This window comes from Catalinimonas locisalis (assembly GCF_038039535.1).
Classification (GTDB): domain Bacteria; phylum Bacteroidota; class Bacteroidia; order Cytophagales; family Cyclobacteriaceae; genus Catalinimonas.
Genome location: NZ_JBBPHP010000018.1, coordinates 58857 through 81897, shown reverse-complemented (window position 1 = coordinate 81897; position 23041 = coordinate 58857). Strand labels below are relative to the sequence as shown.

21 protein-coding genes and 1 tRNA gene are annotated in these 23041 nt (G+C 40.5%); 14 read left to right on the top strand and 8 right to left on the bottom strand.

Annotated elements, in window-relative coordinates:
* Window positions 1-162: 162 nt before the first annotated feature.
* Window positions 163-2427, bottom strand: coding sequence for a catalase/peroxidase HPI (katG, locus tag WJR50_RS19870; protein ID WP_341295063.1), 2265 nt, complete (start codon window positions 2425-2427; stop codon window positions 163-165).
* A 313-nt stretch (window positions 2428-2740) separates the two neighbouring features.
* On the opposite strand from katG, the gene WJR50_RS19865 reads away from it, so the two are divergent.
* The 9 genes from WJR50_RS19865 to WJR50_RS19825 all read left to right on the top strand — a co-directional run bounded on the left by WJR50_RS19865 (window position 2741) and on the right by WJR50_RS19825 (window position 9526).
* Window positions 2741-3658, top strand: a complete 918-nt coding sequence (locus tag WJR50_RS19865) for a bestrophin family protein (RefSeq protein ID WP_341295062.1) — start codon at window positions 2741-2743, stop codon at window positions 3656-3658.
* 102 nt (window positions 3659-3760) lie between these two features.
* Complete coding sequence (locus WJR50_RS19860; RefSeq protein ID WP_341295061.1) at window positions 3761-4189, top strand: DoxX family protein; 429 nt, start codon at window positions 3761-3763, stop codon at window positions 4187-4189.
* Between the two features lie 2 nt (window positions 4190-4191).
* A complete protein-coding gene (locus tag WJR50_RS19855; RefSeq protein WP_341295060.1) occupies window positions 4192-4683 on the top strand; it encodes a glutathione peroxidase in 492 nt (163 codons plus the stop codon).
* Entirely contained in the window at window positions 4673-5119 is a 447-nt protein-coding gene (locus tag WJR50_RS19850) for a MarR family winged helix-turn-helix transcriptional regulator (protein WP_341295059.1), read from the top strand. The genes WJR50_RS19855 and WJR50_RS19850 overlap by 11 nt, the downstream gene beginning before the upstream one ends.
* An 83-nt stretch (window positions 5120-5202) precedes the next feature.
* A complete protein-coding gene (locus WJR50_RS19845) occupies window positions 5203-6624 on the top strand; it encodes a pyridoxal phosphate-dependent decarboxylase family protein (RefSeq protein WP_341295058.1) in 1422 nt (473 codons plus the stop codon).
* A 6-nt stretch (window positions 6625-6630) separates the two neighbouring features.
* Window positions 6631-7326, top strand: a complete 696-nt coding sequence (locus WJR50_RS19840; protein ID WP_341295057.1) for a pseudouridine synthase — start codon at window positions 6631-6633, stop codon at window positions 7324-7326.
* 48 nt (window positions 7327-7374) lie between these two features.
* Entirely contained in the window at window positions 7375-7722 is a 348-nt protein-coding gene (locus WJR50_RS19835; RefSeq protein WP_341295056.1) for a translation initiation factor, read from the top strand.
* A 95-nt stretch (window positions 7723-7817) separates the two neighbouring features.
* Entirely contained in the window at window positions 7818-8366 is a 549-nt protein-coding gene (locus WJR50_RS19830; protein WP_341295055.1) for a nitroreductase family protein, read from the top strand.
* 62 nt (window positions 8367-8428) lie between these two features.
* Entirely contained in the window at window positions 8429-9526 is a 1098-nt protein-coding gene (locus WJR50_RS19825) for a Gfo/Idh/MocA family protein (RefSeq protein ID WP_341295054.1), read from the top strand.
* 67 nt (window positions 9527-9593) lie between these two features.
* On the opposite strand, the gene WJR50_RS19820 is transcribed toward WJR50_RS19825, so the two are convergent.
* Window positions 9594-10997 (bottom strand): Gfo/Idh/MocA family protein, encoded by a 1404-nt coding sequence (locus WJR50_RS19820; protein WP_341295053.1) that lies wholly within the window; start codon window positions 10995-10997, stop codon window positions 9594-9596.
* Window positions 10998-11203: 206 nt separating this feature from the next.
* Between WJR50_RS19820 and trxA the strand changes: the two genes are divergently transcribed.
* Together trxA and WJR50_RS19810 are read left to right on the top strand one after the other, a co-directional pair.
* A complete protein-coding gene (gene trxA, locus WJR50_RS19815) occupies window positions 11204-11986 on the top strand; it encodes a thioredoxin (protein WP_341295052.1) in 783 nt (260 codons plus the stop codon).
* A 16-nt stretch (window positions 11987-12002) separates the two neighbouring features.
* On the top strand, window positions 12003-12893 hold the full coding sequence (locus WJR50_RS19810) for a metallophosphoesterase family protein (protein WP_341295051.1): 891 nt from the start codon (window positions 12003-12005) through the stop codon (window positions 12891-12893).
* Between the two features lie 9 nt (window positions 12894-12902).
* Here WJR50_RS19810 and WJR50_RS19805 read toward each other — a convergent pair whose 3' ends face one another.
* From WJR50_RS19805 to WJR50_RS19785, 5 genes are all read right to left on the bottom strand, one after another.
* Complete coding sequence (locus tag WJR50_RS19805) at window positions 12903-13559, bottom strand: carbohydrate-binding family 9-like protein (RefSeq protein WP_341295050.1); 657 nt, start codon at window positions 13557-13559, stop codon at window positions 12903-12905.
* 525 nt (window positions 13560-14084) lie between these two features.
* Entirely contained in the window at window positions 14085-15320 is a 1236-nt protein-coding gene (gene clpX, locus WJR50_RS19800) for an ATP-dependent Clp protease ATP-binding subunit ClpX (RefSeq protein WP_341295049.1), read from the bottom strand.
* Between the two features lie 87 nt (window positions 15321-15407).
* Window positions 15408-16100 carry a ClpP family protease gene (locus tag WJR50_RS19795; protein WP_341295048.1) on the bottom strand — a complete coding sequence of 231 codons (693 nt, stop codon included), beginning with the start codon at window positions 16098-16100 and terminating at the stop codon, window positions 15408-15410.
* 84 nt (window positions 16101-16184) lie between these two features.
* Complete coding sequence (gene tig, locus WJR50_RS19790) at window positions 16185-17525, bottom strand: trigger factor (protein WP_341295047.1); 1341 nt, start codon at window positions 17523-17525, stop codon at window positions 16185-16187.
* 90 nt (window positions 17526-17615) lie between these two features.
* Window positions 17616-17697: transfer RNA gene (locus WJR50_RS19785), tRNA-Leu, on the bottom strand.
* Between the two features lie 194 nt (window positions 17698-17891).
* Here WJR50_RS19785 and WJR50_RS19780 point away from each other — a divergent pair.
* The 3 genes from WJR50_RS19780 to WJR50_RS19770 all read left to right on the top strand — a co-directional run bounded on the left by WJR50_RS19780 (window position 17892) and on the right by WJR50_RS19770 (window position 22073).
* Window positions 17892-20120: a RelA/SpoT family protein gene (locus tag WJR50_RS19780; RefSeq protein ID WP_341295106.1), complete on the top strand. Its 2229-nt coding sequence runs from the start codon at window positions 17892-17894 to the stop codon at window positions 20118-20120.
* Between the two features lie 84 nt (window positions 20121-20204).
* The gene (locus WJR50_RS19775) at window positions 20205-20705 is read left to right on the top strand and encodes a Fur family transcriptional regulator (RefSeq protein ID WP_341295046.1); all 501 of its coding nucleotides are present in this window, start codon (window positions 20205-20207) and stop codon (window positions 20703-20705) included.
* A gap of 90 nt (window positions 20706-20795) precedes the next feature.
* On the top strand, window positions 20796-22073 hold the full coding sequence (locus WJR50_RS19770) for an adenylosuccinate synthase (protein ID WP_341295045.1): 1278 nt from the start codon (window positions 20796-20798) through the stop codon (window positions 22071-22073).
* A 4-nt stretch (window positions 22074-22077) separates the two neighbouring features.
* Here WJR50_RS19770 and WJR50_RS19765 read toward each other — a convergent pair whose 3' ends face one another.
* Window positions 22078-23007 carry a PorP/SprF family type IX secretion system membrane protein gene (locus tag WJR50_RS19765; protein WP_341295044.1) on the bottom strand — a complete coding sequence of 310 codons (930 nt, stop codon included), beginning with the start codon at window positions 23005-23007 and terminating at the stop codon, window positions 22078-22080.
* Window positions 23008-23041 lie beyond the last annotated feature (34 nt).

The following is a 23041-nucleotide window of genomic DNA, read 5'->3' as shown; positions in this document are numbered from 1 at the left end:
ATTGATGCTTAATGTTGGGCAAAGTAAACAATACTGAAATACATCTTCGCTTAACTTTCTGCTTACCTAAAGTGAAGCTTTATTGCAGACAGGCTGACAGAAAACAAAAGAGGTGATCCCTTAGTGGGACCACCTCTTTATCCTTGCAAATAGGTGAGTCAGTTATTTAGCTAACTCAAAGCGGTCAAGGTTCATTACTTTATCCCAGGCCGCAACAAAGTCCTCTACAAATTTCTCTTGTGAGTCCTCACATCCGTAGACTTCGGAAATAGCACGGAGCTCTGAGTTAGAACCGAAGATTAGGTCTACACGAGATCCATTCCATTTCACTTCGCCACTGTTACGATCACGTCCTTCAAAGTCATTTTCAAATTCAGAAACAGACTTCCAGGTAGTGCCCATGTCCATCAGGTTTACGAAGAAGTCATTGGTAAGCGTTTCAGGACGCTTGGTGAACACACCACGCTGAGAGCCATCGTAGTTGGTATTAAGCACACGCATACCACCGACCAATACTGTCATTTCAGGTACTGTCAAGGTCAACAGTTGTGCTTTGTCTACCAGCATTTCCTCTGCGGAAGCGGAAATATTTTCACGCATCCTGATGAAGTTGCGGAAACCATCAGCGTACGGCTCAAGAGGCTCAAATGCTTCAGCATCAGTTTGCTCCTGTGTAGCGTCCGTTCTACCCGGAGTGAAAGGTACTGTCACTTCATGACCGGCATCTTTAGCCGCTTTCTCAATGGCTGCGCATCCTCCCAGTACAATCAGGTCAGCCAGTGAAACCTTTTTATTGCCAGACTGAGCACTGTTGAATTCATCCTGAATCTTTTCCAGGGTACTCAACACATTTGACAGTTGGTTGGGGTTATTTACTTCCCAGTCTTTCTGAGGAGCGAGACGAATGCGGGCACCATTTGCACCACCACGTTTATCGGAACCACGGAAAGTTGATGCGGAAGCCCAGGCGGTAGATACCAGCTGTGAAACTGAAAGGCCGGAAGCAAGTAACTTAGACTTCAGAGAAGCAATATCCTGCTCGTTGATCAGTTCATGGTCTACTGCCGGAATAGGGTCCTGCCAGATCAAATCTTCTTCAGGTACTTCTGGTCCGAGGTAACGTACTTTAGGTCCCATATCACGGTGAGTCAGCTTAAACCACGCACGTGCAAAAGCATCTGCAAACTCATCGGGGTTTTCGTAGAAGTGTCTGGAAATTCTTTCATACTCAGGATCTACTTTAAGGGCAATATCAGTAGTGAGCATGAAGGGAGCATGTTTCTTATTAGGGTCATGCGCGTCGGGCACTGTACCTGCACCGCCATCGCCTACTGGTTTCCACTGATGCGCACCGGCAGGACTCTTGGTCTTTTCCCATTCAAAGCCAAAAAGGTTTTCAAAGTAGTTGTTACTCCACTTTGTTGGGGTAGTAGTCCAGGCACCTTCCAGTCCACTGGTAATGGTGTCTCCGGCATTACCTTTGCCGAAAGTATTTTTCCAGCCAAGGCCCATCTGCTCAATACTTGCGCCTTCAGGTTCTTCACCTACATACTCTACAGGATCAGCGGCACCGTGGGTTTTACCAAAGGTATGTCCACCTGCGATAAGCGCTACCGTTTCATAATCATTCATGGCCATACGTCCGAAGGTTTCACGAATATCACGCGCTGCACCAGCCGGATCAGGATTACCATTGGGCCCTTCAGGATTTACATAGATAAGTCCCATATGAGCAGCACCCAGTGGATTTTCCAGCTGATGATCAGCAGAGTAACGTTGCTTATTGCCCAGCCATTCTCCTTCTGATCCCCAGTAGATATCTTCTTCCGGTTCCCATATGTCTTCACGTCCGCCACCGAAACCAAATGTTTCTAAGCCCATTGACTCAAGCGCACAATTACCGGCCAGGATCATGAGGTCAGCCCATGATAGTTTTCTTCCATATTTCTTTTTCACCGGCCAGAGCAGCAGGCGTGCTTTGTCTAAGTTAGCATTGTCAGGCCAGCTGTTGAGAGGTGCAAAACGCTGTGAGCCGGTTCCTCCGCCTCCACGTCCATCTGCTATACGATAAGTACCCGCGCTATGCCACGCCATACGAATGATGAAAGGGCCATAATGACCGTAGTCAGCCGGCCACCACTCCTGAGAAGTGGTCAACACTTCAATGATGTCTTTCTTTACGGCTATCAGATCAAGTTTCTTGAATTCTTCAGCGTAGTTAAAGGCTTTACCCATCGGGTCAGACAGCGAAGAATGCTGGCGGAGGATGTTCAATCTCAACTGATTGGGCCACCAGTCCCGGTTAGAAGTACCGCTTCCGGCAGTGAAATTCAATGCTCCTCCTAAAAAAGGGCATTTGCTAGACTCGTTTACTTCCCAACTCTTGTGGGTTCCTTCTTCTGAGGTTGGATTTGTGTGTTCTTTCATTTCAGATTAAATTATTTTCAAATTGAACTTCAATTTACATAATCCTTACTATAATTTTAATCAATAATGTTTATATAACTATAAGTAAAACTTATGTTTTCGGTTATGTAAATCTGATGTATTAATTTACAGAAATGTAGCACATTGGAAAATGACTTTGCTCATACATTCATCAGTCAACTTTTTATCGGTGAAGCGGAATGGATTAATAATTTGTAATCGCTGGTACGTATCTGAATTTTTTGGATAAAAAATACAGCAAGCCTTTTAGAGGGTATTTTTTTGAAGTTTAAAAATTTGATAGATTTCGTCTATGATCATCACACGCAACATTCAATTACGTCGTTTAATAAAGCTCACCTGGAAGACGGACATATTTTTAATATTATCCTGTACACTTGCGTATATTTTTGAAGAGTATGTGCTGGGAGATTATTTTGAACTTCCTACCATTATACCTACGCTACTAGGTACAGCTTTAGCATTTTTTATTGGTTTTAATAACAATCAGGCTTATGATCGCTGGTGGGAAGCTCGTAAAATCTGGGGAGAACTAGTAAACGACTCCAGATCCTGGGCCAGAGGTCTTCTGTATTATTGCAGCTCAAGCACCACTACTCATCAAACTACATTACCACAAAGGCAAAGCCTGATGATCAGGAGGCATATTGCGTTTTTATACGCTTTAAAAGCAAATCTTCGTAAAGATACAGATAATACCACCTATCAGAAATACTTACCAGAAGAAGAGATACAGATGGTACAAGGGCAGAGCAACATCCATAATGCTATTCTGGAGCTACAGTCACGGGATCTTGAAAACCTGGAGCAGCAAGCGATCATTGATGGTTTTCGTTTTATGGAAATGAACAAACTAATCGTCAGACTATGTGATAGTATGGGAAAGTCAGAACGTATAAAGAACACGGTATTTCCTACTTCTTATCATTATTTTACCCGCCTTTTCATTTGGATATTCGTGATCCTTATCACCTTCATTTGCACCCAATTAGTAGGTGGGTGGTCTATATTACTTGGTTGGCTCATTGGCTTCGTTTTTCATTCTACTCATATTATCGGTTTATCCTTACTCAATCCTTTTGATCCTATTCCATCTGGTATTCCGCTGAATCAGATCACTCGCACTATTGAAATCAATTTACTGGAAATGATAGGTGACAAAGATATTCCCCAGCCTGTTCAGCCCATTCATAATGAATATGTGATGTAAATTAAAGTATCACTGAGCCTAAGAAAGGTTTTGCTAAATTTAACGAACAAATTTAAGTTGCGTAAGTTTGTATCGTGTACGATATAATCTTAAACGATAAAAATGCTTGCTAAATACACTTCTACAAATACGTTTCAAAAAATTGCAAGGATCCTATTAGGGCTGTTTATGGTATTCGCAGCAGTTGGTCATTTGACATTTCAACGTGCAGAATTTCAGGCTCAGGTCCCGAATTGGATACCCATGAGTAAAGATATCGTCGTCATTCTTTCCGGCGTTGTAGAAGCAGTGCTAGGGTTAGGTATGATCTTTTGGGCTAAAGGAAAGGTGTGGGTAGGTATCGCCTTAGCTATTTTTTATGTGCTGATCTTCCCAGGAAACATTGCTCAATATGTAAATGGTACGGATGCCTTTGGTTTAGATACCGACAGGGCAAGGTTGATTCGCCTTTTCTTCCAACCTGTACTTATTCTATGGGCTTTATGGTCTACTGGTGCATTTAAAGTATTATTTCAAAATAACAAAAGTTAAAAATGGAGTCTAAATTTTATCAGTTTGAAGCTGTCAATTTACAAGGAAAGAAAGTCAAGATGCGTGATTTTCAGGATAAAATAGTATTAGTAGTCAATACAGCTAGCAAATGTGGATTAGCACCGCAGTTTGACGGTCTGGAAAAATTATACCAAAACTATAAAGATCAGGGGCTGGTAATTCTTGGCTTTCCCAGCAATCAGTTTGCTAATCAGGAACCCGGTGATGCCAAATCCATAGAAGAAGGTTGCCGGCTGAATTACGGGGTTACCTTCCCGATGTTCTCTAAGATTGAGGTAAACGGAAAAAATGCTCATCCAATTTATAAATATCTGAAAAGCCAGTTAAGCGGATTTTTGGGGGGTAGAATTAAGTGGAATTTTACAAAATTTCTGATTGATAAGAATGGTAAACCGATCAAACGTTTTGCCCCCACGGATAAACCAGAGAAAATAGATAAGTATTTGAGTAAAATTATGCGTGATGGAAAGTAGTAAGGAAGTTTTATGGTTGGAGAATCAGATATGTTTTCCTCTGTATGCGGTTTCCCGAATGGTAACGCAACTTTACACCCCTTTGCTGAATCAGTTGGATATCACATACCCACAATATCTGGTGCTGCTCGTACTCTGGAAAGAAGATCAAAGAAGTGTATCTGAGCTGAGTAGCACACTTTTTCTGGAAACCAATACTTTGACTCCTCTACTCAAAAGACTGGAGAAAAAAGGCTTGCTAATACGGCAGCGCTCTGAAGCTGACGAAAGGAGAGTAGAAATCAGTTTAACTCCAAAAGGTATATCACTACGAGAGGAAGCTTTGTGTATTCCTCATAAAATCTTGGAGGAGTTAAGCGATGAAGCGATAAGTGAAAATGAAATTCACCAGTTTAAAAATACCTTATCCAAATTGCTAAAATTGATGGGGAAGTAAACTAACGGGCATAAACCAGACTAGAAGTATGGGGATAAAAGCATATTTTGTCATATTTAAGCACTCAAACTTATATTTGACAAATGCACTCAGCCGAAGAATTTAGAAAGCATGCCCATCAGTTGGTTGACTGGATTGCGGACTATTATCAGGAGATTGAAAAGTACCCGGTCAAGTCTCAGGTTCAACCAGGTGATATTTTTAATCAATTGCCTTCATCTGCTCCGGAGCAGGGAGAACCTTTTGAGCAAATTTTCGCTGATTTTCAAAAAATCATCATGCCGGGCGTAACGCACTGGCAGAGTCCCAATTTCTACGCTTACTTTCCTGCCAATGCCAGTTTTCCTTCTATGCTCGGGGAGATGTTGATGTCTGCATTAGGCGCTCAGTGTATGATATGGGAAACCTCTCCCGCAGCGGCCGAGCTGGAAGAAAGGGTAATGAACTGGTTGAGAGATTTGATCGGCTTGCCCCATGACTTTACAGGGGTAATTCAGGATACAGCTTCTACAGCAACGCTTTGTGCCATGCTAACCGCCCGCGAGCAGAAAACCAATTTTCAAAGTAATGAGCAAGGGCTTCAGCAGTATAAACAGATGCGTATATATTGTTCTTCCGAAACGCACTCCTCGGTAGAAAAAGGAGTGAGGATTATGGGTTTGGGAAGGGAGAATCTGGTCATAATACCGGTAGATGAGGAACAGCGGATTAAAGTTGACCTGCTCAGTCAGGCAATAGAAAAAGATTTAGAAGATGGTTACATTCCACTCTGTGTAGTTGCTGCATTGGGTACAACCGGAACCCTCGCCTTGGATGCGCTTGATGAGATTGCTGAAGAATGCAAAAACGCTGATATCTGGTTGCATGTGGATGCTGCCTATGCGGGTTCTGCCTTTATTCTACCTGAATATCAGCATTATTTGAAAGGTATAGAGGGAGTAAACAGCTTTGTATTTAATCCCCACAAATGGCTGATGACTCATTTTGACTGTTCTGCCTATTTTGTGCGAGATCCTGAGGCACTGGTAAATACTTTTTCCATTTTACCAGAATATCTTAAAACTTCCACCAGAGGTAAAGTGAAAGATTACCGGGACTGGGGAATTCCGTTGGGAAGAAGGTTCAGGGCACTAAAATTATGGTTTGTGCTGAGGAGCTACGGTGTACAAGGCTTACAACAGATCATTAGAAAGCATATTAATCTCACTAATGAGCTTGCTGTGTTGATTAAGCAGCAAAGCGATTTTGTTCTAAAAGTACAGCGGATGAATCTCCTGACATTTTATTATCAGCCTTCAACTTTCCATGATCAAAAACAACTCAATGAAATTAATAAAAAGCTAATGGATCAGCTCAATGCTACCGGAAAGCTTTACTTAACTCATACCAAAGTAGATGGGCAGTTCCTTTTAAGATTAGTAATCGGACAAACCCATGTTGAGCGTAATCATGTCATAGAATCCTGGAAGATCATTCAGGAGACTGCCAGGAATCTAACCATTTAAGAAAAGATGTTGGAAATCATCTATCAGGATGAGCATTTTGTAGCGATCAACAAACCACACGGCTTATTGGTCCACAGGTCAAGAATTGCCAAAGATGCCACAGTGTTCGCCCTTCAGCTTCTTCGTGACCAAATCAATCAGACTGTTTATCCGGTACATCGCCTGGATCGTAAAACGGGAGGCGTACTACTCTTTGCTTTGGATGAAGAAATACATAAAAAAACTCAGCAAATGTTTGCTCAAAACCAGGTACAAAAACAATACCTGGCAATTGTTCGGGGCTTTACAGAGGACGCAGTAGAAATTGATTATCCCCTGAGAAAAGATAATGGCAATTTACAGGATGCTTATACTTCATTTAGGACGCTGACAAATGCCGAGCTTCCTATTCCTTTTGGAAGATATCAAACTTCACGTTATTCTTTGTTACGAGTACATCCGAAAACCGGAAGAATGCATCAGATTCGTAAACATTTGAGCCATATTCGCCATCCTATTATTGGAGATAGACCACATGGATGTAATAAGCAAAATAAATTCTTTAAGGAGCGTTGGCAAATGGATACCATGCTATTACACGCTTATAAGCTGGAATTTATTCATCCGGTACACAATGAAACTGTACTGATCCAGGCAAGTCTTCAATCCGAATTCCGGAGAATGATGAGTTTAATGCATTGGGAAACACACATTGATAATTAATCAGCGTAAACCAATTTGAAATTTTTAATCTGTAATTATTAATCTAGCATGAGCAAGAAGAACAAAAAAAATAGAGAAGGAATCGTCTATTCTACCAATCAGAGTTTTGATTATGACTATAATGAAGCACAGGAAGAAGAAACGCTACCACCAGCTGAACAGGATTTGCGAGTGATGCTGGATCGTAAGTCCAGGGGGGGGAAGCAGGTGACACTCATCACGGGTTTTGTAGGTACCTCAGAAGATCTCAAAGATCTGGGAAAAGTGCTTAAATCCAAATGTGGAGTAGGGGGCTCAGCCAAAGACGGAGAAATTCTGATACAGGGTGATGTACGAGATAAGGTGATGGATATCCTTCATAAAGAAGGTTATAAGGCCAAAAAATCTGGTGGTTGATCTGACAAAACCAGGACAGGAGCGGTTAAACAATTTGTTATCTATACCGTAATTGTATATACAACATTTGTTTGTGGGAACTAGAAATTTTAAAGATGGATAATACAATTACAGATACATTAAGCGATTTACTTAAAAAAAGATATAGTCCTCGCTCGTTTTCAAACGAAGCAGTAAGTGAGGATACGCTGAAAAGAATTTTTGATGCGGCTCGTTTAGCACCCTCAAGTTATAATGAACAGCCCTGGCGATTTATTTACGCGACTAAAGCTAATACCGAAGAGTACCAAAGACTTCTATCTTGTCTAAATGAATTTAATCAGGGCTGGGCAGAAGATGCGCCGGTATTAATTGTTGGAGTAGCCAAAAAAGCTTTTTCTTCCAATGGCAAGATTAATCGCCATGCCTGGTATGATACCGGAGCGGCGGTAGGTTTTATGAGTTTAAAAGCTACTGAAGAAGATCTTTTTGTACACCAGATGGCAGGTTTCCTACCAGAGAAGGCTATTGAAGTACTCAATATTCCTGAGGATTATGAACCAATAGTGATGATGGCTTTGGGCTATCTGGGAAATAGTGATAGGCCTGATAAAGGTAGAAAGCCTCTTGATGAGATTGCTTTTAGAGGAATGTGGCAGCAATAGACCCATTTTTGTGATTCTATTCTTCTCTTGCTGAGTGTTTGAATTCCCTTATATTTACAGCCATGAGAAGAATAGTTTTACTTAGCAGCTTATTAGTTTTGATGCTCTCAACCTCTCTTTTTGCGCAAGATAAACCCAGTGTGAAAATCGGAGTAGCAGGTTTGGTCCATGATCATGTACATTGGATTCTGCGTCAGGCCAAAGAAGGTAAAGTACGTATGGTGGGTATTGCGGAACCTAACCGTGCACTGGCTCAACGCTACGCTGATCAATATGGATTTAGCATGGATATCGTTTATCCCGATATTGAAAGCATGCTGGAAGAAACTGAACCTGAAGCGGTTACAGCATTCAATGAAATCAGTAATCATCTTACGGTAGTGCAGGCATGTGCTCCCCAGGGTATAGATGTCATGGTGGAAAAACCCCTGGCTACCAATATGGGCGATGCCCGGCAAATTGCCAAACTTGCCAGTCAGTATGATATAGAAGTAATCACCAACTATGAAACTACCTGGTACCCTTCTAATCACAGAGTATATGCTGAGGTGCATGAAAAAAAGTCTATCGGAGATTTGCGAAAAGTGGTAGTGAGAGACGGACATGAAGGGCCCAAAGAAATTGGTGTAAGTGACGAATTTCTCTCCTGGTTGACTGATCCCGAAAAGAATGGGGGAGGAGCCTTGGTTGACTTTGGCTGTTATGGCGCCAACCTTATTACCTGGTTAATGAAAGGCCAAAGACCGGAAAGTATTACTGCAGTGGTACAACAAATCAAGCCGGAAATTTACCCAAGGGTAGATGATGAAGCTACCATTATTGTCACCTACCCCAAAATGCAGGGGATCATCCAGGCCTCCTGGAACTGGCCATTTGGTAGAAAGGATATGTCAGTGTATGGTAAAACAGGCTACGTATATGCCCTGAATGCAGAAAATATGAAAATTAGAAAAGAGGGAGAATTTGAGGAAGAATTAAACGTGGAGGATTCAGCTTTCCCCTATCATGATCCTTTTGAATATTTATCGGCTGTTGTGCGTAAGGAAGTGATCGTAAAGCCTTCTGATCTTTCTTCAATAGAAAATAACCTGGTAGTGGTGGAGATACTGGATGCCGCCAAGTTATCCGCTTCTTCAGGAAGTACGATTTATTTAAAGTGATCGGCAGCAAAAAAAAGCCTTACTCCAAGAGAAGAAGTAAGGCTTTTGAATATCAAATTTTACCAGATCAGCTTAACGTCCATCCATCCCGATAGTCGCGGCTTAGGTGCTTGTTAACTTCCTCTTTATTGGTGAATTGCATGTTTTTACTGTCATATCTCAAAGTCTCACCCGGGGCGTGAAGCGCCACTACGCCAAGCAGCATGGTTTCAGTAAGCGGAGCTGCATATTCAAACGGGCTACATGCCTTTTCTTCGCCCAAAATAGCTCTAATCCAGTTCATCTCATGCGCATCGCGTCCTCCCTGTATCCTTTCATAAGTCTGAGGTACATCGGTATACTCCTGCATTAATGATTGAGGATACATTTGAGGATTTGAACCATAGGTTTCGTGCATGAGAATCCCTTTTTCTCCTACAAAAATCACCCCTCCTCCTCTGTCTAGCTTCACTTCATCGGGCAATACCGCGGGGCGGGCAGGCATTAAACCCCCGTCATACCAGTGCATCTCTACTTCGGGATACATCCCTCGGGCAGGGAAGGTGTAGTGTACAGTAGTGGCCAAAGGATAGGATACCTTACTGTTATCTTCTCCTCCCCAGGGAGTAGATGAGGCTTCTACTGTATCAGGATAATCAAGGCCTAAAGCCCAGTAAGGATGGTCAATCAGGTGAGCTCCCATATCACCTAATGCTCCTACACCATAGTCTGTCCAGCCTCTCCAGGCAAAGGGGTGGTACTCGGGGCTGTATTCTACATAAGGTGCTGGTCCGAGGAATACATCCCAGGCGAGATCTTTAGGTTTTTTTGCCTTTCCTTCGGGGCGGTCCATTCCCTGCGGCCAGATAGGTCGGTTAGTCCAGACGTGTACCTCACGTACTGGACCAATGGCACCTGCCTGAATCCATTCGTTAATGCGGCGGGCATCGTCGCTGGAGTGTCCCTGATTTCCCATCTGAGTAACCACGCCGGTTTCCTGAGCAGTTTTACGAAGCGTACGAGCCTCATGAACAGTGTAAGTTAGGGGCTTTTGTACGTACACGTGCTTGCCCATTTTCATAGCCATATTGGCCGCAGCAGCATGTACATGGTCGGGAGTAGCAATAACAACCGCATCAATATCCTGCTGATTTTCAAGCATTTCACGGAAGTCATGGTACCACTTTGCTTTTTCGTAAGCGGCTTTTAACTCGGCACGACTATCTCGAGAAACAGACTCTCTTACCCAGTTATGGTCGCAGTCGGCTAAGGCGACGATGTTTTGACTGGTAAGGCGGCTCATATTTGATGCACCCATACCTCCGGCTCCAATGGCAGCAACATTCACTGTGTCACTGGGAGCTTTATATCCTTTGCCTCCCAGCACGTTTCTGGGAACGATCATGAAGGAAGCTGCTGACATAGCAGAGCCTTTCAAAAAATCCCTCCTTTGCATTGCTTTACCTTTTTGATTAGGTTGTTTTTTCATCATGAATTGCGTTAATAAAAATGTAATTTTAACTTTTAAACATTGTCCTGAATTTAAAATAAATTACACTGAATAAGAAGCCATTTTTTATTTTGGGACTATTTACTAAGTAGGCATCAAGCATTTAGTAAGTGGATGCCCTCTTGTGAATACAGAAATCAGGATACAAGTTTAATTTCAGATATTACAAAGACATAATCATTGAAAAGATGACAAACTTTGAGGAAAGTGTACTGATGAAAAGTCAGCAGGTACCTGTGGTAGTTGATTTCTGGGCTCCCTGGTGCGGACCATGTCAGACTTTAGGGCCTATCATTGAGAGGTTAGCCAAGGAAGCCAGAGGAAAATGGGAATTGGTCAAAATCAATACCGATGAGGATCAGGAAATATCTGCCAAGTATAAAATACGCGGGATACCAGCAGTCAAAATGTTTTATATGGGCGAGGTAAAGGCGGAATTTACCGGGGCATTACCAAAACACCAAATTGTGAAGTGGCTGGAAGATAACCTTCCTCCTGATGATGAAAATTCACGTTTGACACAATTTGTAGATGCATTGTTTACCGAAAAACATGCAGAAGCTGTAGAAGGGCTTGAGCAGTTTACTGCTAAAAATACTGATCATGAAGAGGCATTGTTATGGCTGGCAGCAGCTACTGTGGGGCAGCATCCTGAAAGAGCAAATATTGCATTACATGAAACTCATAAACTTTATGAACTTGCCTTCAATGTAAAAAATCTGGCGGGGGTGATGCGTTGTGAGGAGGAAGCCTCTCCAAAAATGATAGAGAAAATCAAAGATGCGCAGGAAGCACTGAAAACTTATCGTTATGAAGAAGCTATACAGGCTTTAATTGCTGCTACCATGATAGATAAAAATTATTGCAAAGAACTGCCCAGACGAGCTACAGTTGCTTTATTTTTGATGTTGGGAGAGCAACACCCTCTTACCCAAAAATACCGACGTCAGTTTAACATGGCTCTTTATTAAAATTAAAATTAACCCCATGCCCGGCTATTTTTATAATCCCATCTCTAGGAAGACTTTTATCAGGCAGGGTGCTGCATTAATGGGAGCGGCTACATTCGGGAGTTCATTGTTTTCTCATGCCTCCACGCCTGGCAAAGAACTTCGTTATGCATTACTGTCTGATACCCATGTGGCAGAAGATGAAAAAAATGAATACCGTAATTTTTTTCCTTACCAAAACCTTCAAAAGGTAGTTGAGCAGTTGCATAATTTTCAACATGAAGGTATTATTATTAATGGTGATGTTGCCCGTTTGGAAGGGAAAATAGGTGACTATCAGAATGTTAAAAATTTACTCAGCCCAATGGCTAGTAAAGTTCCTGTGCACATGGGTATGGGCAATCATGATGATAGAGAACCATTTTTCAAGACTTTTCCAGATAATGAAACTGCAAAACTTGAAGGTAAACATGTCAGCATTATTGAAAGTAATCCCGTACGAATAATTTTACTGGATTCACTGCTTTATGTAAATAAGGTAGCGGGTTTGTTAGGTAAACCCCAAAGAGAGTGGCTGGAAGGTTTTTTAGCCTCATCGGATAATAAGCCTACAGTTTTATTTGTACATCATACTCTGGAAGATGGAGATACTGACCTGCTGGATGCCAATCGTATGTTTGAAATTATCCGGCCTTATGAAAAGGTAAAAGCGGTTTTTTACGGACATTCACATCGCTATCATATTGAGGAAAAAAACAATATTTATCTGGTCAACCTTCCGGCAGTAGGCTATAATTTCAATGATGATGAGCCTATAGGCTGGTTAGACGCTATTTTCAACGCAACCGGTGTAAAGCTGACATTACATGCAATAGGCGGAAATATGGAAGAAAATGGAAAGCTTTCCGAATTGAAATGGAAAGCTTAATGTGTTTCATTAATCAAAAATAAAAGTACCAAACTTTTTATATTCGTGGAAACTTCCGCTGGTAGGCTGCCATTGCCAGTATAATGGTTTGCCGGAATCGTAATCTATGCGGTACATATTTGCTCTCCATTGCGTTCCTTTCTTGGGTGGTATATTTCCCAATGGCTTAAGTAAAGCATAAGGTATAAAAAACTCAGCCGTCCATTCCTCTACTTCTGCCAGGCTTTCTTTAGGTCCGCCCTTCACTGAAGTGCCATGTCGGGTGCGTCTGTTTCCTTCGTAATGCCAGGGTCTCCAGCCGTAAAAGTCCTCATTTGTTCGGGGAATAAGTATGGGTAGCTCATAATCCAGAGGTGACAGCTCATACTCAAAATAGATAGGCTTTTCCTCCTCTGTCCAAAGAAAAACTTCTACCACATCTTCATTAAATAAGTTAGCAAAGTCTTCGGTGAGTGTAGCTGAAAGTTTGTTGTCCTCACACTGAATCAAAAAATAAATACCGGTTTCAGAATACAAAACTTTTGCCTGGGTAAGCATATCTCGGCCCTCACCATGTCTGAGGGGGAGTTTAACCCAGGACGCATTTTCCCACTGGGAAGCGCTGCCACTCCCATCAACTGAAAAATCTGTAACTCTGGGGATATGTAAAGTAGTATTCTGACTCATAGAACTTTTTGGAAAGGTTAGTATTAATAAAATTAGTATGATGAAATTATGCATCGTTTTTTGATTTCAAGATAAAAAAAAAGGTAGGCTAAAAGCCACACCTTTTTTTGAAATTAATGAAGAAGCAAACAGTTATAATCTATTGGTAAATGTTTTTATTGATTAGAAGCCTATTAATATGATTCAAGTCGCAGTTATGCTTACTAAATAGCTTATTTGTATAGAAATTGATCAAAGAAGGTAAATAGGAAACTGTCATATGTTGACTGAAAGACATGTAAGAGGAAAAGACATCCTTTAAAGGCACTGCTGGGAAAGCTGTCAACATGTTATTGGTCAAAGGTTGATAATATCACTTAATGTAAGATTTTTTTGACAAATAGTAAACAGAACATGGGTAAAAGACTGAATAAATTGTTTCTGTGATATGAAATATTGGTTTTGTCAAATATAAATGAGAAAAATAAAAAAATCCCATGCCTGATGCAGACATGGGAGATATATTATCTTTAATCTTTAAGTCTTTTATGCAGCTGAGAGGCGTTTAAACTTAGATTTTTCAAACTTTTCCTGAGCATAATTTCTGTCTATTCTAAAAGATTTGATGTCCTTCTGAGAAGGAAGTTCAAACATTGCATCAGTGATAATTGCTTCACAAATTGAACGCAAGCCTCTGGCACCTAATTTAAATTCCATGGCTTTTTCAACTATATAGTCCAAAGCAGTTTCCTCAAATGAAACTTCTATATTTTCCATATTGAAAAGTTTTTTATACTGTTTGGTCAGTGCATTCTTAGGCTCGGTCAGGATCATCTTGAGGGTAGCTTTGTCAAGAGGGTCAAGATGAGTAATAACAGGGAGGCGCCCGATAAGCTCAGGAATCAGTCCAAAATGACGGAGGTCCAATGCTGTGATATATTGCAGGAGATTCTCCTTATCAATATGTTGATCAGAGATGTTGACGCTGCTGCCTGAGAAGCCTAAAGGCTTGGTATTTAAGCGGTTGGCAATCATTCTGGAAATACCGTCAAAAGCTCCGCCACAGATAAAAAGTATATTTTCAGTATTGATTGATATCATCTTCTGGTCAGGGTGCTTTCTGCCTCCCTGAGGTGGAACATTGACCTGTGTACCTTCCAGAAGTTTTAGAAGTGCCTGCTGTACGCCTTCTCCACTCACATCGCGTGTGATGGAAGGATTATCAGATTTTCGGGCAATTTTATCAATCTCGTCTATGTATACGATTCCTCTTTCGGCAGATTCAACATCATAATCTGCAGCCTGCAGTAATCGGGTAAGTATGCTTTCCACATCTTCTCCTACATAACCTGCTTCGGTGAGCACTGTAGCATCAGCTATACAGAAAGGAACCTGTAAAATACGAGCTAGATTTCTGGCGAGATAGGTTTTTCCAGTACCGGTTTCACCCGCCATGATGATGTTAGACTTTTCTATAGCTATCTCTTCTTCATCTTTCTGCTGCATTAATCTTTTGTAGTGATTGTAAACAGCAACTGAGATCACTTTTTTTGCTTCTTCCTGACCAACCACATATTGATCAAGATATTTTTTGATATCAATAGGCTTCATGAGATTAAACTCCGGAGATTTGCTTTTGCTTTTCACTTTAAGCTCTTCGTCCAGAATTGATTGAGCCTGATTGATACAGTAATTGCAGATGTGAGCATTGATACCCGATATCATCAGGTCCACATCTTTCTTATTTCTTCCACAAAATGAACAAGTGACTTGTTGTGGCATATTATGATGGTACTTTCGTTATAATAATAAAAATAGTGACAGTTTGTTTAGAAACGAACTGTCACTCATACTAGTTCTGCCTCCTAATTAATTTTCTTTCTTACGGGCATTATGACCTCTGTCAAGTACTTCGTCAATAATTCCATATTCCTTGGCTTCAGAAGGGCGCATCCAGAAGTCAAGGTCAGAATCTTTTTCTATCTTATCGTAAGATTGACCTGAATGGTTAGCAAGAATATTGTAAAGGTCTTTACGAAGTTCCTGCATTTGTCGCAGCGTTACTTCCATGTCCCTTGATTTTCCCTGCATACCACCACTTGGCTGGTGAATCATGATACGGGCGTGGGGTAGGGCAGAACGTTTATCTTTTGCTCCTCCAGCAAGAAGAACTGCACCCATAGATGCTGCCATACCAGTACAGATAGTAGCTACATCCGGGTTCACATATTGCATGGTATCATAAATGCCTAAGCCTGCATACACTGATCCGCCGGGACTATTTACATATAATAATATGTCTTTCTTAGGATCAACAGACTCCAGAAAAAGAAGCTGAGCAGTGATGATATTAGCTATGTTTTCCTCTACCTGCATCCCTAGGAAGATAATCCTGTCCATGATTAGGCGAGAGAATACATCAATCTCCCGGAAGTTTGTAGGGCGTTCCTCAATGACAGCACGTGTCATATTCTCAACACGCTCTGTGTACTGATCAAAAGTATTACCGCTAATGTTCTGTCCTTTCACAGCAAATTTGCGGAATTCGTCTTTGTTAATCATATGATGGTTTGTTAATGATGTTTAAAATAAAAAAGAGTCCTTAAGTTAAAGACTCTTTTTGAGAACGAAAATTGTATGGATGAGTTATTGTCTTTTATCAACTTCTTCTTTAAACTCATCAACTGTAATTTTTTTCTCTTCCAGCGTAGCATTTTGCTTAATAAAGTCAAATATCTTTTCTGTACGAGCCTGGTTGAAGACCTGCATGTAGTTATTTCCGTTATCTCCCTGCAGGTAGTTATCCACAAAAGGATCAAGATTATCTCCCAACTGACCAAGTAATCCGGACTGACCAAGCTGAGCTTCAATCATTTCACGAGCTTTTTCCTTCACATCATCATGCTCAACTTTGATTTCCTTGTCTTCAGAAATTTTATTGACAATCAGATTCCAACGAAGATCACGCACATAATCTTCAAATTCTTTGTCAATCTGCTCCTGCGTAATATTCCCTTCGTTTCTTTCAAGTAACCAACGCTTCAGGAAGTCTTCAGGAATTTCAAATTCGGTATTATCAACCAAGGTATTGCGAATATCCAGCATTAGAAGATTATCGGTCTCACGATCATAATTTTCCTGCATGGTTTCCTTCACTTTCTCACGGAATTCCTCTTCTGATTTAACTGCGTCCTTGCCAAACACTTTGTCAAAAAACTCCTGATTCAGTTCTGCGGGCTTTCTGTGAAGAATAGATTCAATCGTAAAAGTAAATTCACCTTTGATTTCAGCAACCTCTTCTGGGGTTTTAGCTAAAAAAGTAGCAACATCATTATCTTCTGGATGGGTTTCACGGATGTTAAACACTATATCTTCTCCTTTTTTAGCCCCAACAAATACTTTAGCCTGCTTTTCATCCAACTGCTTGAGGTCTATTGACGTTTCGTTTTCAATTTCCTCCTCTTTGCGAGCTACCTTGCCATTAATGATATCACCATTACCAACTTCTTCTACATTTTCTGTTTCATTGAATTGCTCTCTAAGGTTCTCAATGGTATCATTGATCTCCTTTTCTCCCAGCTCTAATTTGTATTTTGTGACCTTGAGTTTATCAGAGACATCATAGTCAAATTCATTTACAAAGCCGACATCGTAGGTAAATTCAAAATCTTTTTGATTTTCCCAGTCAATACTATCAGCATTCTCGTAGTTAGGTAAAGGTTCACCCACGAGATTTAGATCCTGATCCTTAATGTATTTAGGCAAAGACTGAGAAAGAAGCTGGTTGATTTCTTCTACTTTGATGCCTTTGCCATACATTTTTTTGATAATGGCAGGGGGTACCTTTCCGGGACGAAAGCCTTTAAGGTTAGCTTTTTTTCGGTACTCCTTTACTTTTTCTTCTATCTGAGGTTGATAATCTTCCTCCTTTAAATTAATTTTAATAGAAGCTTGTGTATTACTTTTTTTGTCAAGTGTGATATCCAAAGCCGAAGATATTTTAAATTAAAAAACTAAAAACCCTCAACCTCAGTTCCACAAATTTTGATGAATTCTGAGAAGAGGGTTTTATTATTGTGCGGATAGAGGGAGTCGAACCCCCACGCCTTGCGGCGCTAGATCCTAAGTCTAGTGCGTCTACCAATTCCGCCATATCCGCCTTTCGGAAAAGAGATTGCAAATTTAAATCAATTAATCAGTTTATCAACACCAATTCAAAATTTTTTATTCTTTATTTCAACACATCAACTATTAGGGTTTAGGATTGTGTTATGATATTGGATACTTTCTATACATTCATATATTGCCATTTCAATTTAATTAAACCTTTGGTGCTGTATGGCGCAAGATTCTATGTTGGTAGTCAATACCGAGGAAGAAAAAAAAGAGATACTAAGAAGATACCGCCGACTGCTCAGGCAAGCAAAGCCTTACCTCAAGGATGGAGACGCTAAGCTTATCAAAAAAGCTTTTAGCACATCCATGGAGGCCCATCAGGATATGCGCCGTAAATCTGGTGAGCCTTATATATATCATCCACTGGCTGTTGCCGAAATATGTGTAAATGAAATTGGCCTGGGGACTACATCCATTATCTGTGCACTGCTTCATGATGTGGTGGAAGATACCGAAATAGAGCTGGAAGATATAGAGCATGAATTTGGAGGCAAGGTTGCCCGGATAATAGATGGGCTTACCAAAATAGCCGGTGTATTTGAATACGGAACTTCACAGCAAGCAGAGAATTTCCGTAAAATGCTGCTTACGCTTTCTGATGATGTGCGTGTGATCCTGATCAAACTGGCTGATCGTTTGCACAACATGCGAACACTGGACAGCATGCCTAAGAATAAACAGCTCAAAATTGCTTCCGAAACGATCTATTTATATGCACCACTGGCTCATCGCCTGGGCTTATACGCTATCAAGTCTGAACTGGAGGACCTGAACCTCAAATTCACCCAGCCTGAAAAATATCGAGAAATAGCGAATGCAATTAGCACTACCAAGGATGCCAGGCGGAGGTTTATTAAAAAATTTATAGATCCCATTCAGAAGGAGCTTAACAAGCAGGGTTTTGATTTTGTCATCAAAGGTCGTCCTAAATCCATTTATTCTATCTGGAATAAGATGCAGAAAAAAAATATACCTTTTCATGAGGTGTACGACCTTTTTGCCATCCGAATTATTCTGGATGTTCCCCTGGAAGAAGAAAAAGCAGCCTGTTGGAAAATTTACTCCGTCATCACCGACTTCTACAACCCTAATCCTGAAAGACTAAGAGACTGGATCAGCACGCCCAAGTCCAACGGTTATGAGTCCTTGCACACTACTGTTATGAGTCCGGGCGGTCAATGGGTTGAAGTACAGATCAGGACCAAGAGGATGGATGAAATTGCTGAAAAAGGGTATGCCGCTCACTGGAAATATAAAGATATGCCCAGCAGTGCCCATCGGCAATCAGGCCTGGAAGATTGGATTTCCAAGGTGAGAGAAATACTTGAGCAGGCAAAAAATGAAAACAATGAATCTGCAGTAGAGTTTGTAGATGATTTTCGTTCCAACTTCTTTAATGAGGAAGTTTTTGTCTTTACTCCTAAAGGCGAACTCAGAACTTTACCGCGTGGAGCCACTGCCCTGGATTTTGCATTTGATATTCATACGGAAATTGGAGCTAAATGTCTGGGAGCTAAGGTAAACCAGAAACTGGTTCCTATAAATTATATTCTCTCCAATGGAGATCAGGTGGAGATATTAACCTCAAACAAACAAAGGCCTAATCAGGACTGGCTAAGGTTCGCGGTAAGTTCTAAAGCCAAGTCTAAAATCAAAGAAATACTAAAAGAGGAAAAAAAATCAGCTGCTTCTGAAGGCAAAGAAATAATCAGGCGGAAGTTAAAGCAGATGAAGGTTGACCTGAATAGCGAAATTCTTGAAAAACTGACTAGTTATTTTAAAGTTAAGACGCCTCTTGATCTTTATTATCAGGTAGGAGAGGGCCTAATTCCTGCAACTTCCATTAAAAAATTTAAAGATGAGCTGGACGAACAGAATGTAAGTACAAAAGGCAGGATCTCAGATGCTAAGTCTTTTTCCAAAACAGTATCCAAGATAAAAGGTGAGTCTCAGGACTTACTACTTATCGGAGATGACATGGATATACTGGATTATAAACTGGCCAAATGCTGTAATCCTATTCCTGGAGATGATGTTTTTGGATTTGTAACCGTCAATGAAGGAATAAAAATACACAGAACCAATTGTCCCAATGCTCCTGAACTGATGGCCAATTATGGCTACCGCATAGTCCAGGCCAAATGGATGCCTCGTAAAGAACTGGCTTATCTTTCTGGCTTAAAAGTAATTGGAACTGACAGATTAGGGCTTATTAATGATATTACAAAAGTGATCTCAGCTGAACTTAAAGTAAACATGCGGTCACTTTCTATAGATACAGAAGGGGGAATCTTTGAGGGTAACATCATGTTATACGTACACGACAAATCTCACCTCGACACGCTGATCAAGAAGCTTGAAAAAGTTAGTGGGGTAGTAAAAGTTACGCGTTTTGATTCTGACTAAATCTTCTTACTATTAAGAATATTGATAGATCACTTAGTAAACGTCGGAGAAATTCTATATTTGTAACCAAGGAGCAATTCTTATATGGCACTCAACCAAGACATATTTCAAAAAGTAAAAGATACCTTTGTTAATTATCTGGAAGAAAAAAGTTATCGTAAAACCCCAGAGCGCTTTGCGATACTTGAGGAGATATATTCCAGAGATGGGCATTTTGATGTAGAGTCACTCTATATCAGCATGAAGAATAAAAATTACAGGGTAAGCAGAGCTACCGTTTACAATACATTGGACATTCTTGTAGAATGTGATCTGGTCAGCAAACATCAGTTTGGAAAAAATCTGGCCCAATACGAAAAAAATTATGGTTACAAACAACATGATCATCTGATCTGTACTGATTGTAATAAGGTGGTTGAGTTTTGTGACCCTCGTATTTACAATATCCAAAAGATGGTGGGTGAACTCCTGGACTATAAAGTTGAGCATCACTCACTTATACTCTACGGAAGCTGTAATAAAGATAATTGTGTAAACAAACCCGAAGAGGGAAGTGATGTGGTAAATGCTGAAAAATCTCGTTAAACATCACTGATTTTGTATTACTTTAGCCTTAACTTTGGTGTTAACAGCGAATGTTGACACCTTTTTTAATGTATCATGAAATAATAACTAATGAAAGTTGACGTACTGCTAGGACTCCAATGGGGAGATGAAGGAAAAGGAAAAATTGTAGACTATCTGGCCCCAAAGTATAAGGTGGTAGCCAGGTTTCAGGGAGGACCTAATGCTGGGCATACCCTGGAGTTTGATAATATCAAACATGTGTTGCATCAGATACCTTCCGGAATATTTCGTCAGGATATCATCAATATCATTGGTAATGGAGTCGTTCTAGACCCTGTTATATTCAAGAAAGAAATTGAAGGACTGAAATCGTTCAATCTTGATCTGACCAAAAATTTGTATATCTCCAAAAAAGCACAGATTATCCTCCCTTCTCACAGACTTTTAGATGCTGCTTATGAAAAGGCAAAAGGCAAAGACAAAATAGGTTCAACGCTTAAAGGAATTGGTCCGGCTTATCAGGATAAAATTGGGCGTCACGGACTTAGAGTGGGAGATATTCTTTCAGAATCTTTTCAAGACAGATACCACAAATTGGTTGATGAACACAAAAGAAAGCTTTCTTATTTTGATGCGAATGAAGATATGAGCAAACTGGAAGCTGAATTTTTTGAAGGTGTAGAACTGCTTAAAACTTACAATATTGTAGATAGTGAATATCTGATTAATCAGAAAATTAGTGAAAGTGTAACTGTATTGGCTGAAGGAGCACAAGGTTCATTACTGGATGTTGACTTTGGTAGTTATCCTTTTGTTACCAGTTCCACTACTATTGCTTCTGGTGCTTGTACTGGTTTAGGCGTAGCTCCCAAAAACATAGGAAGCGTGTTGGGCATCTTCAAAGCCTATTGCACCAGGGTGGGTTCAGGTCCCTTTCCTACTGAACTCAATGATGAGATTGGTGAAACCTTAAGAAAAAATGGAAATGAATTTGGGGCTACCACTGGCAGGCCAAGACGTTGCGGTTGGCTGGATCTTCCCGCCCTCAAGTATGCGGTTATGATTAATGGAGCCACTGAATTGTTTATGATGAAAGCTGACGTACTTAATGATTTTGAAGAGATCAAAGTTTGTACACATTATGAACTGGAAAATGGTGAAGTAACGGATCATCTTCCTTTTGATATTTGCGACGGTGAGATCAAACCAGTATATAAATCCTTTAAGGGTTGGAATACCTCGCTTTCCAATGCAAATCATTTTGATGAGTTGCCTTATGAGCTAATGAAGTACACCAAATATATAGAAGATGAACTGGGTGTGCCTATCAATTTGATCTCAACAGGACCTAATCGTAATCAGACGGTGATTCGTGAAAATGACTAAACTGTTAGAAGTAAGCATGGCAGGGGCCTTTTCCTAAAGCACGACGATACGTTAACATAAACTCATGGGTGCCATCAGTATAGTTACGAATTCTCGATAAAGTGTGGTCATAAGCATAACCTACACTTAGGGTTTTGTTGAGAAGCATTTCAAACAAAAGAATGACTGAATCACCACTACGATATGAGGCACCAACGTTAAGTACTTCTTGAAGGAAAACATTGGTGTTAAGATCAATCCCCATAGGTTGGCCCTCCTGTACTCTTATGAGGCCGGAGGGTTTTATTTTGACCCCTGGTGATACATGAAATACATGGCCTCCTGTTACAAAATAATACCGAGCTTCTCTTGCCTCACTGATAATCTCATCTTTATCGTATACTTTGTTATTGATCAGATAAGGTATGGATATTCCTGCATAAGTAGTTTTATTGCTAAAAAAAGCTCCTGTCCCAAAATTAGGGCTGAATCTTGTTACACTTCCGTAAAATAAAGGGTCATCTGGGTTGAATGTAGATAATTTTGTGAAATCGGAGACCATATAATTAAATCCAGCCTGTAAGCCAAGTGATAGTGTTCCTACACCTATGTTTAATTTATAAGCATAGCTGCCGTAAATACTGTAGTCATCATGAACACCTATTTTATCCCTGGAAACCAATAAACCGAGACCGACCGGTCTGTTTTTCAAAGCAGAGTGAGCAATTAGACTGCTTGTTTTTGGTGCTCCATCTACATTGACCCACTGATCTCTATGCAGCAGACTCACACTAAGTTGAGGTTGGTTACCTGCGTAAGCTGGGTTGAGTACTAACCCATTAAACATATACTGAGAGAAAATGGGCCTTTGTTGAGCATGTGCCGAATGCTGAAATATCAAAAAAGCTCCAAATAGCAGTATTCTTAAATATTTGAAATAGTAAAAGTTAATCATACTTTCATGGTTTGAAAGTTTAGGTAGCAAGCAA

Coding starts and splice junctions, on each gene's coding strand:
- katG (WP_341295063.1), bottom strand. CDS start 2,427: ATGAAAGAACACACAAATCCAACCTCAGAAGAAGGAACCCACAAGAGT.
- WJR50_RS19865 (WP_341295062.1), top strand. CDS start 2,741: ATGATCATCACACGCAACATTCAATTACGTCGTTTAATAAAGCTCACC.
- WJR50_RS19860 (WP_341295061.1), top strand. CDS start 3,761: ATGCTTGCTAAATACACTTCTACAAATACGTTTCAAAAAATTGCAAGG.
- WJR50_RS19855 (WP_341295060.1), top strand. CDS start 4,192: ATGGAGTCTAAATTTTATCAGTTTGAAGCTGTCAATTTACAAGGAAAG.
- WJR50_RS19850 (WP_341295059.1), top strand. CDS start 4,673: ATGGAAAGTAGTAAGGAAGTTTTATGGTTGGAGAATCAGATATGTTTT.
- WJR50_RS19845 (WP_341295058.1), top strand. CDS start 5,203: ATGCACTCAGCCGAAGAATTTAGAAAGCATGCCCATCAGTTGGTTGAC.
- WJR50_RS19840 (WP_341295057.1), top strand. CDS start 6,631: ATGTTGGAAATCATCTATCAGGATGAGCATTTTGTAGCGATCAACAAA.
- WJR50_RS19835 (WP_341295056.1), top strand. CDS start 7,375: ATGAGCAAGAAGAACAAAAAAAATAGAGAAGGAATCGTCTATTCTACC.
- WJR50_RS19830 (WP_341295055.1), top strand. CDS start 7,818: ATGGATAATACAATTACAGATACATTAAGCGATTTACTTAAAAAAAGA.
- WJR50_RS19825 (WP_341295054.1), top strand. CDS start 8,429: ATGAGAAGAATAGTTTTACTTAGCAGCTTATTAGTTTTGATGCTCTCA.
- WJR50_RS19820 (WP_341295053.1), bottom strand. CDS start 10,997: ATGATGAAAAAACAACCTAATCAAAAAGGTAAAGCAATGCAAAGGAGG.
- trxA (WP_341295052.1), top strand. CDS start 11,204: ATGACAAACTTTGAGGAAAGTGTACTGATGAAAAGTCAGCAGGTACCT.
- WJR50_RS19810 (WP_341295051.1), top strand. CDS start 12,003: ATGCCCGGCTATTTTTATAATCCCATCTCTAGGAAGACTTTTATCAGG.
- WJR50_RS19805 (WP_341295050.1), bottom strand. CDS start 13,559: ATGAGTCAGAATACTACTTTACATATCCCCAGAGTTACAGATTTTTCA.
- clpX (WP_341295049.1), bottom strand. CDS start 15,320: ATGCCACAACAAGTCACTTGTTCATTTTGTGGAAGAAATAAGAAAGAT.
- WJR50_RS19795 (WP_341295048.1), bottom strand. CDS start 16,100: ATGATTAACAAAGACGAATTCCGCAAATTTGCTGTGAAAGGACAGAAC.
- WJR50_RS19780 (WP_341295106.1), top strand. CDS start 17,892: ATGTTGGTAGTCAATACCGAGGAAGAAAAAAAAGAGATACTAAGAAGA.
- WJR50_RS19775 (WP_341295046.1), top strand. CDS start 20,205: ATGGCACTCAACCAAGACATATTTCAAAAAGTAAAAGATACCTTTGTT.
- WJR50_RS19770 (WP_341295045.1), top strand. CDS start 20,796: ATGAAAGTTGACGTACTGCTAGGACTCCAATGGGGAGATGAAGGAAAA.
- WJR50_RS19765 (WP_341295044.1), bottom strand. CDS start 23,007: ATGATTAACTTTTACTATTTCAAATATTTAAGAATACTGCTATTTGGA.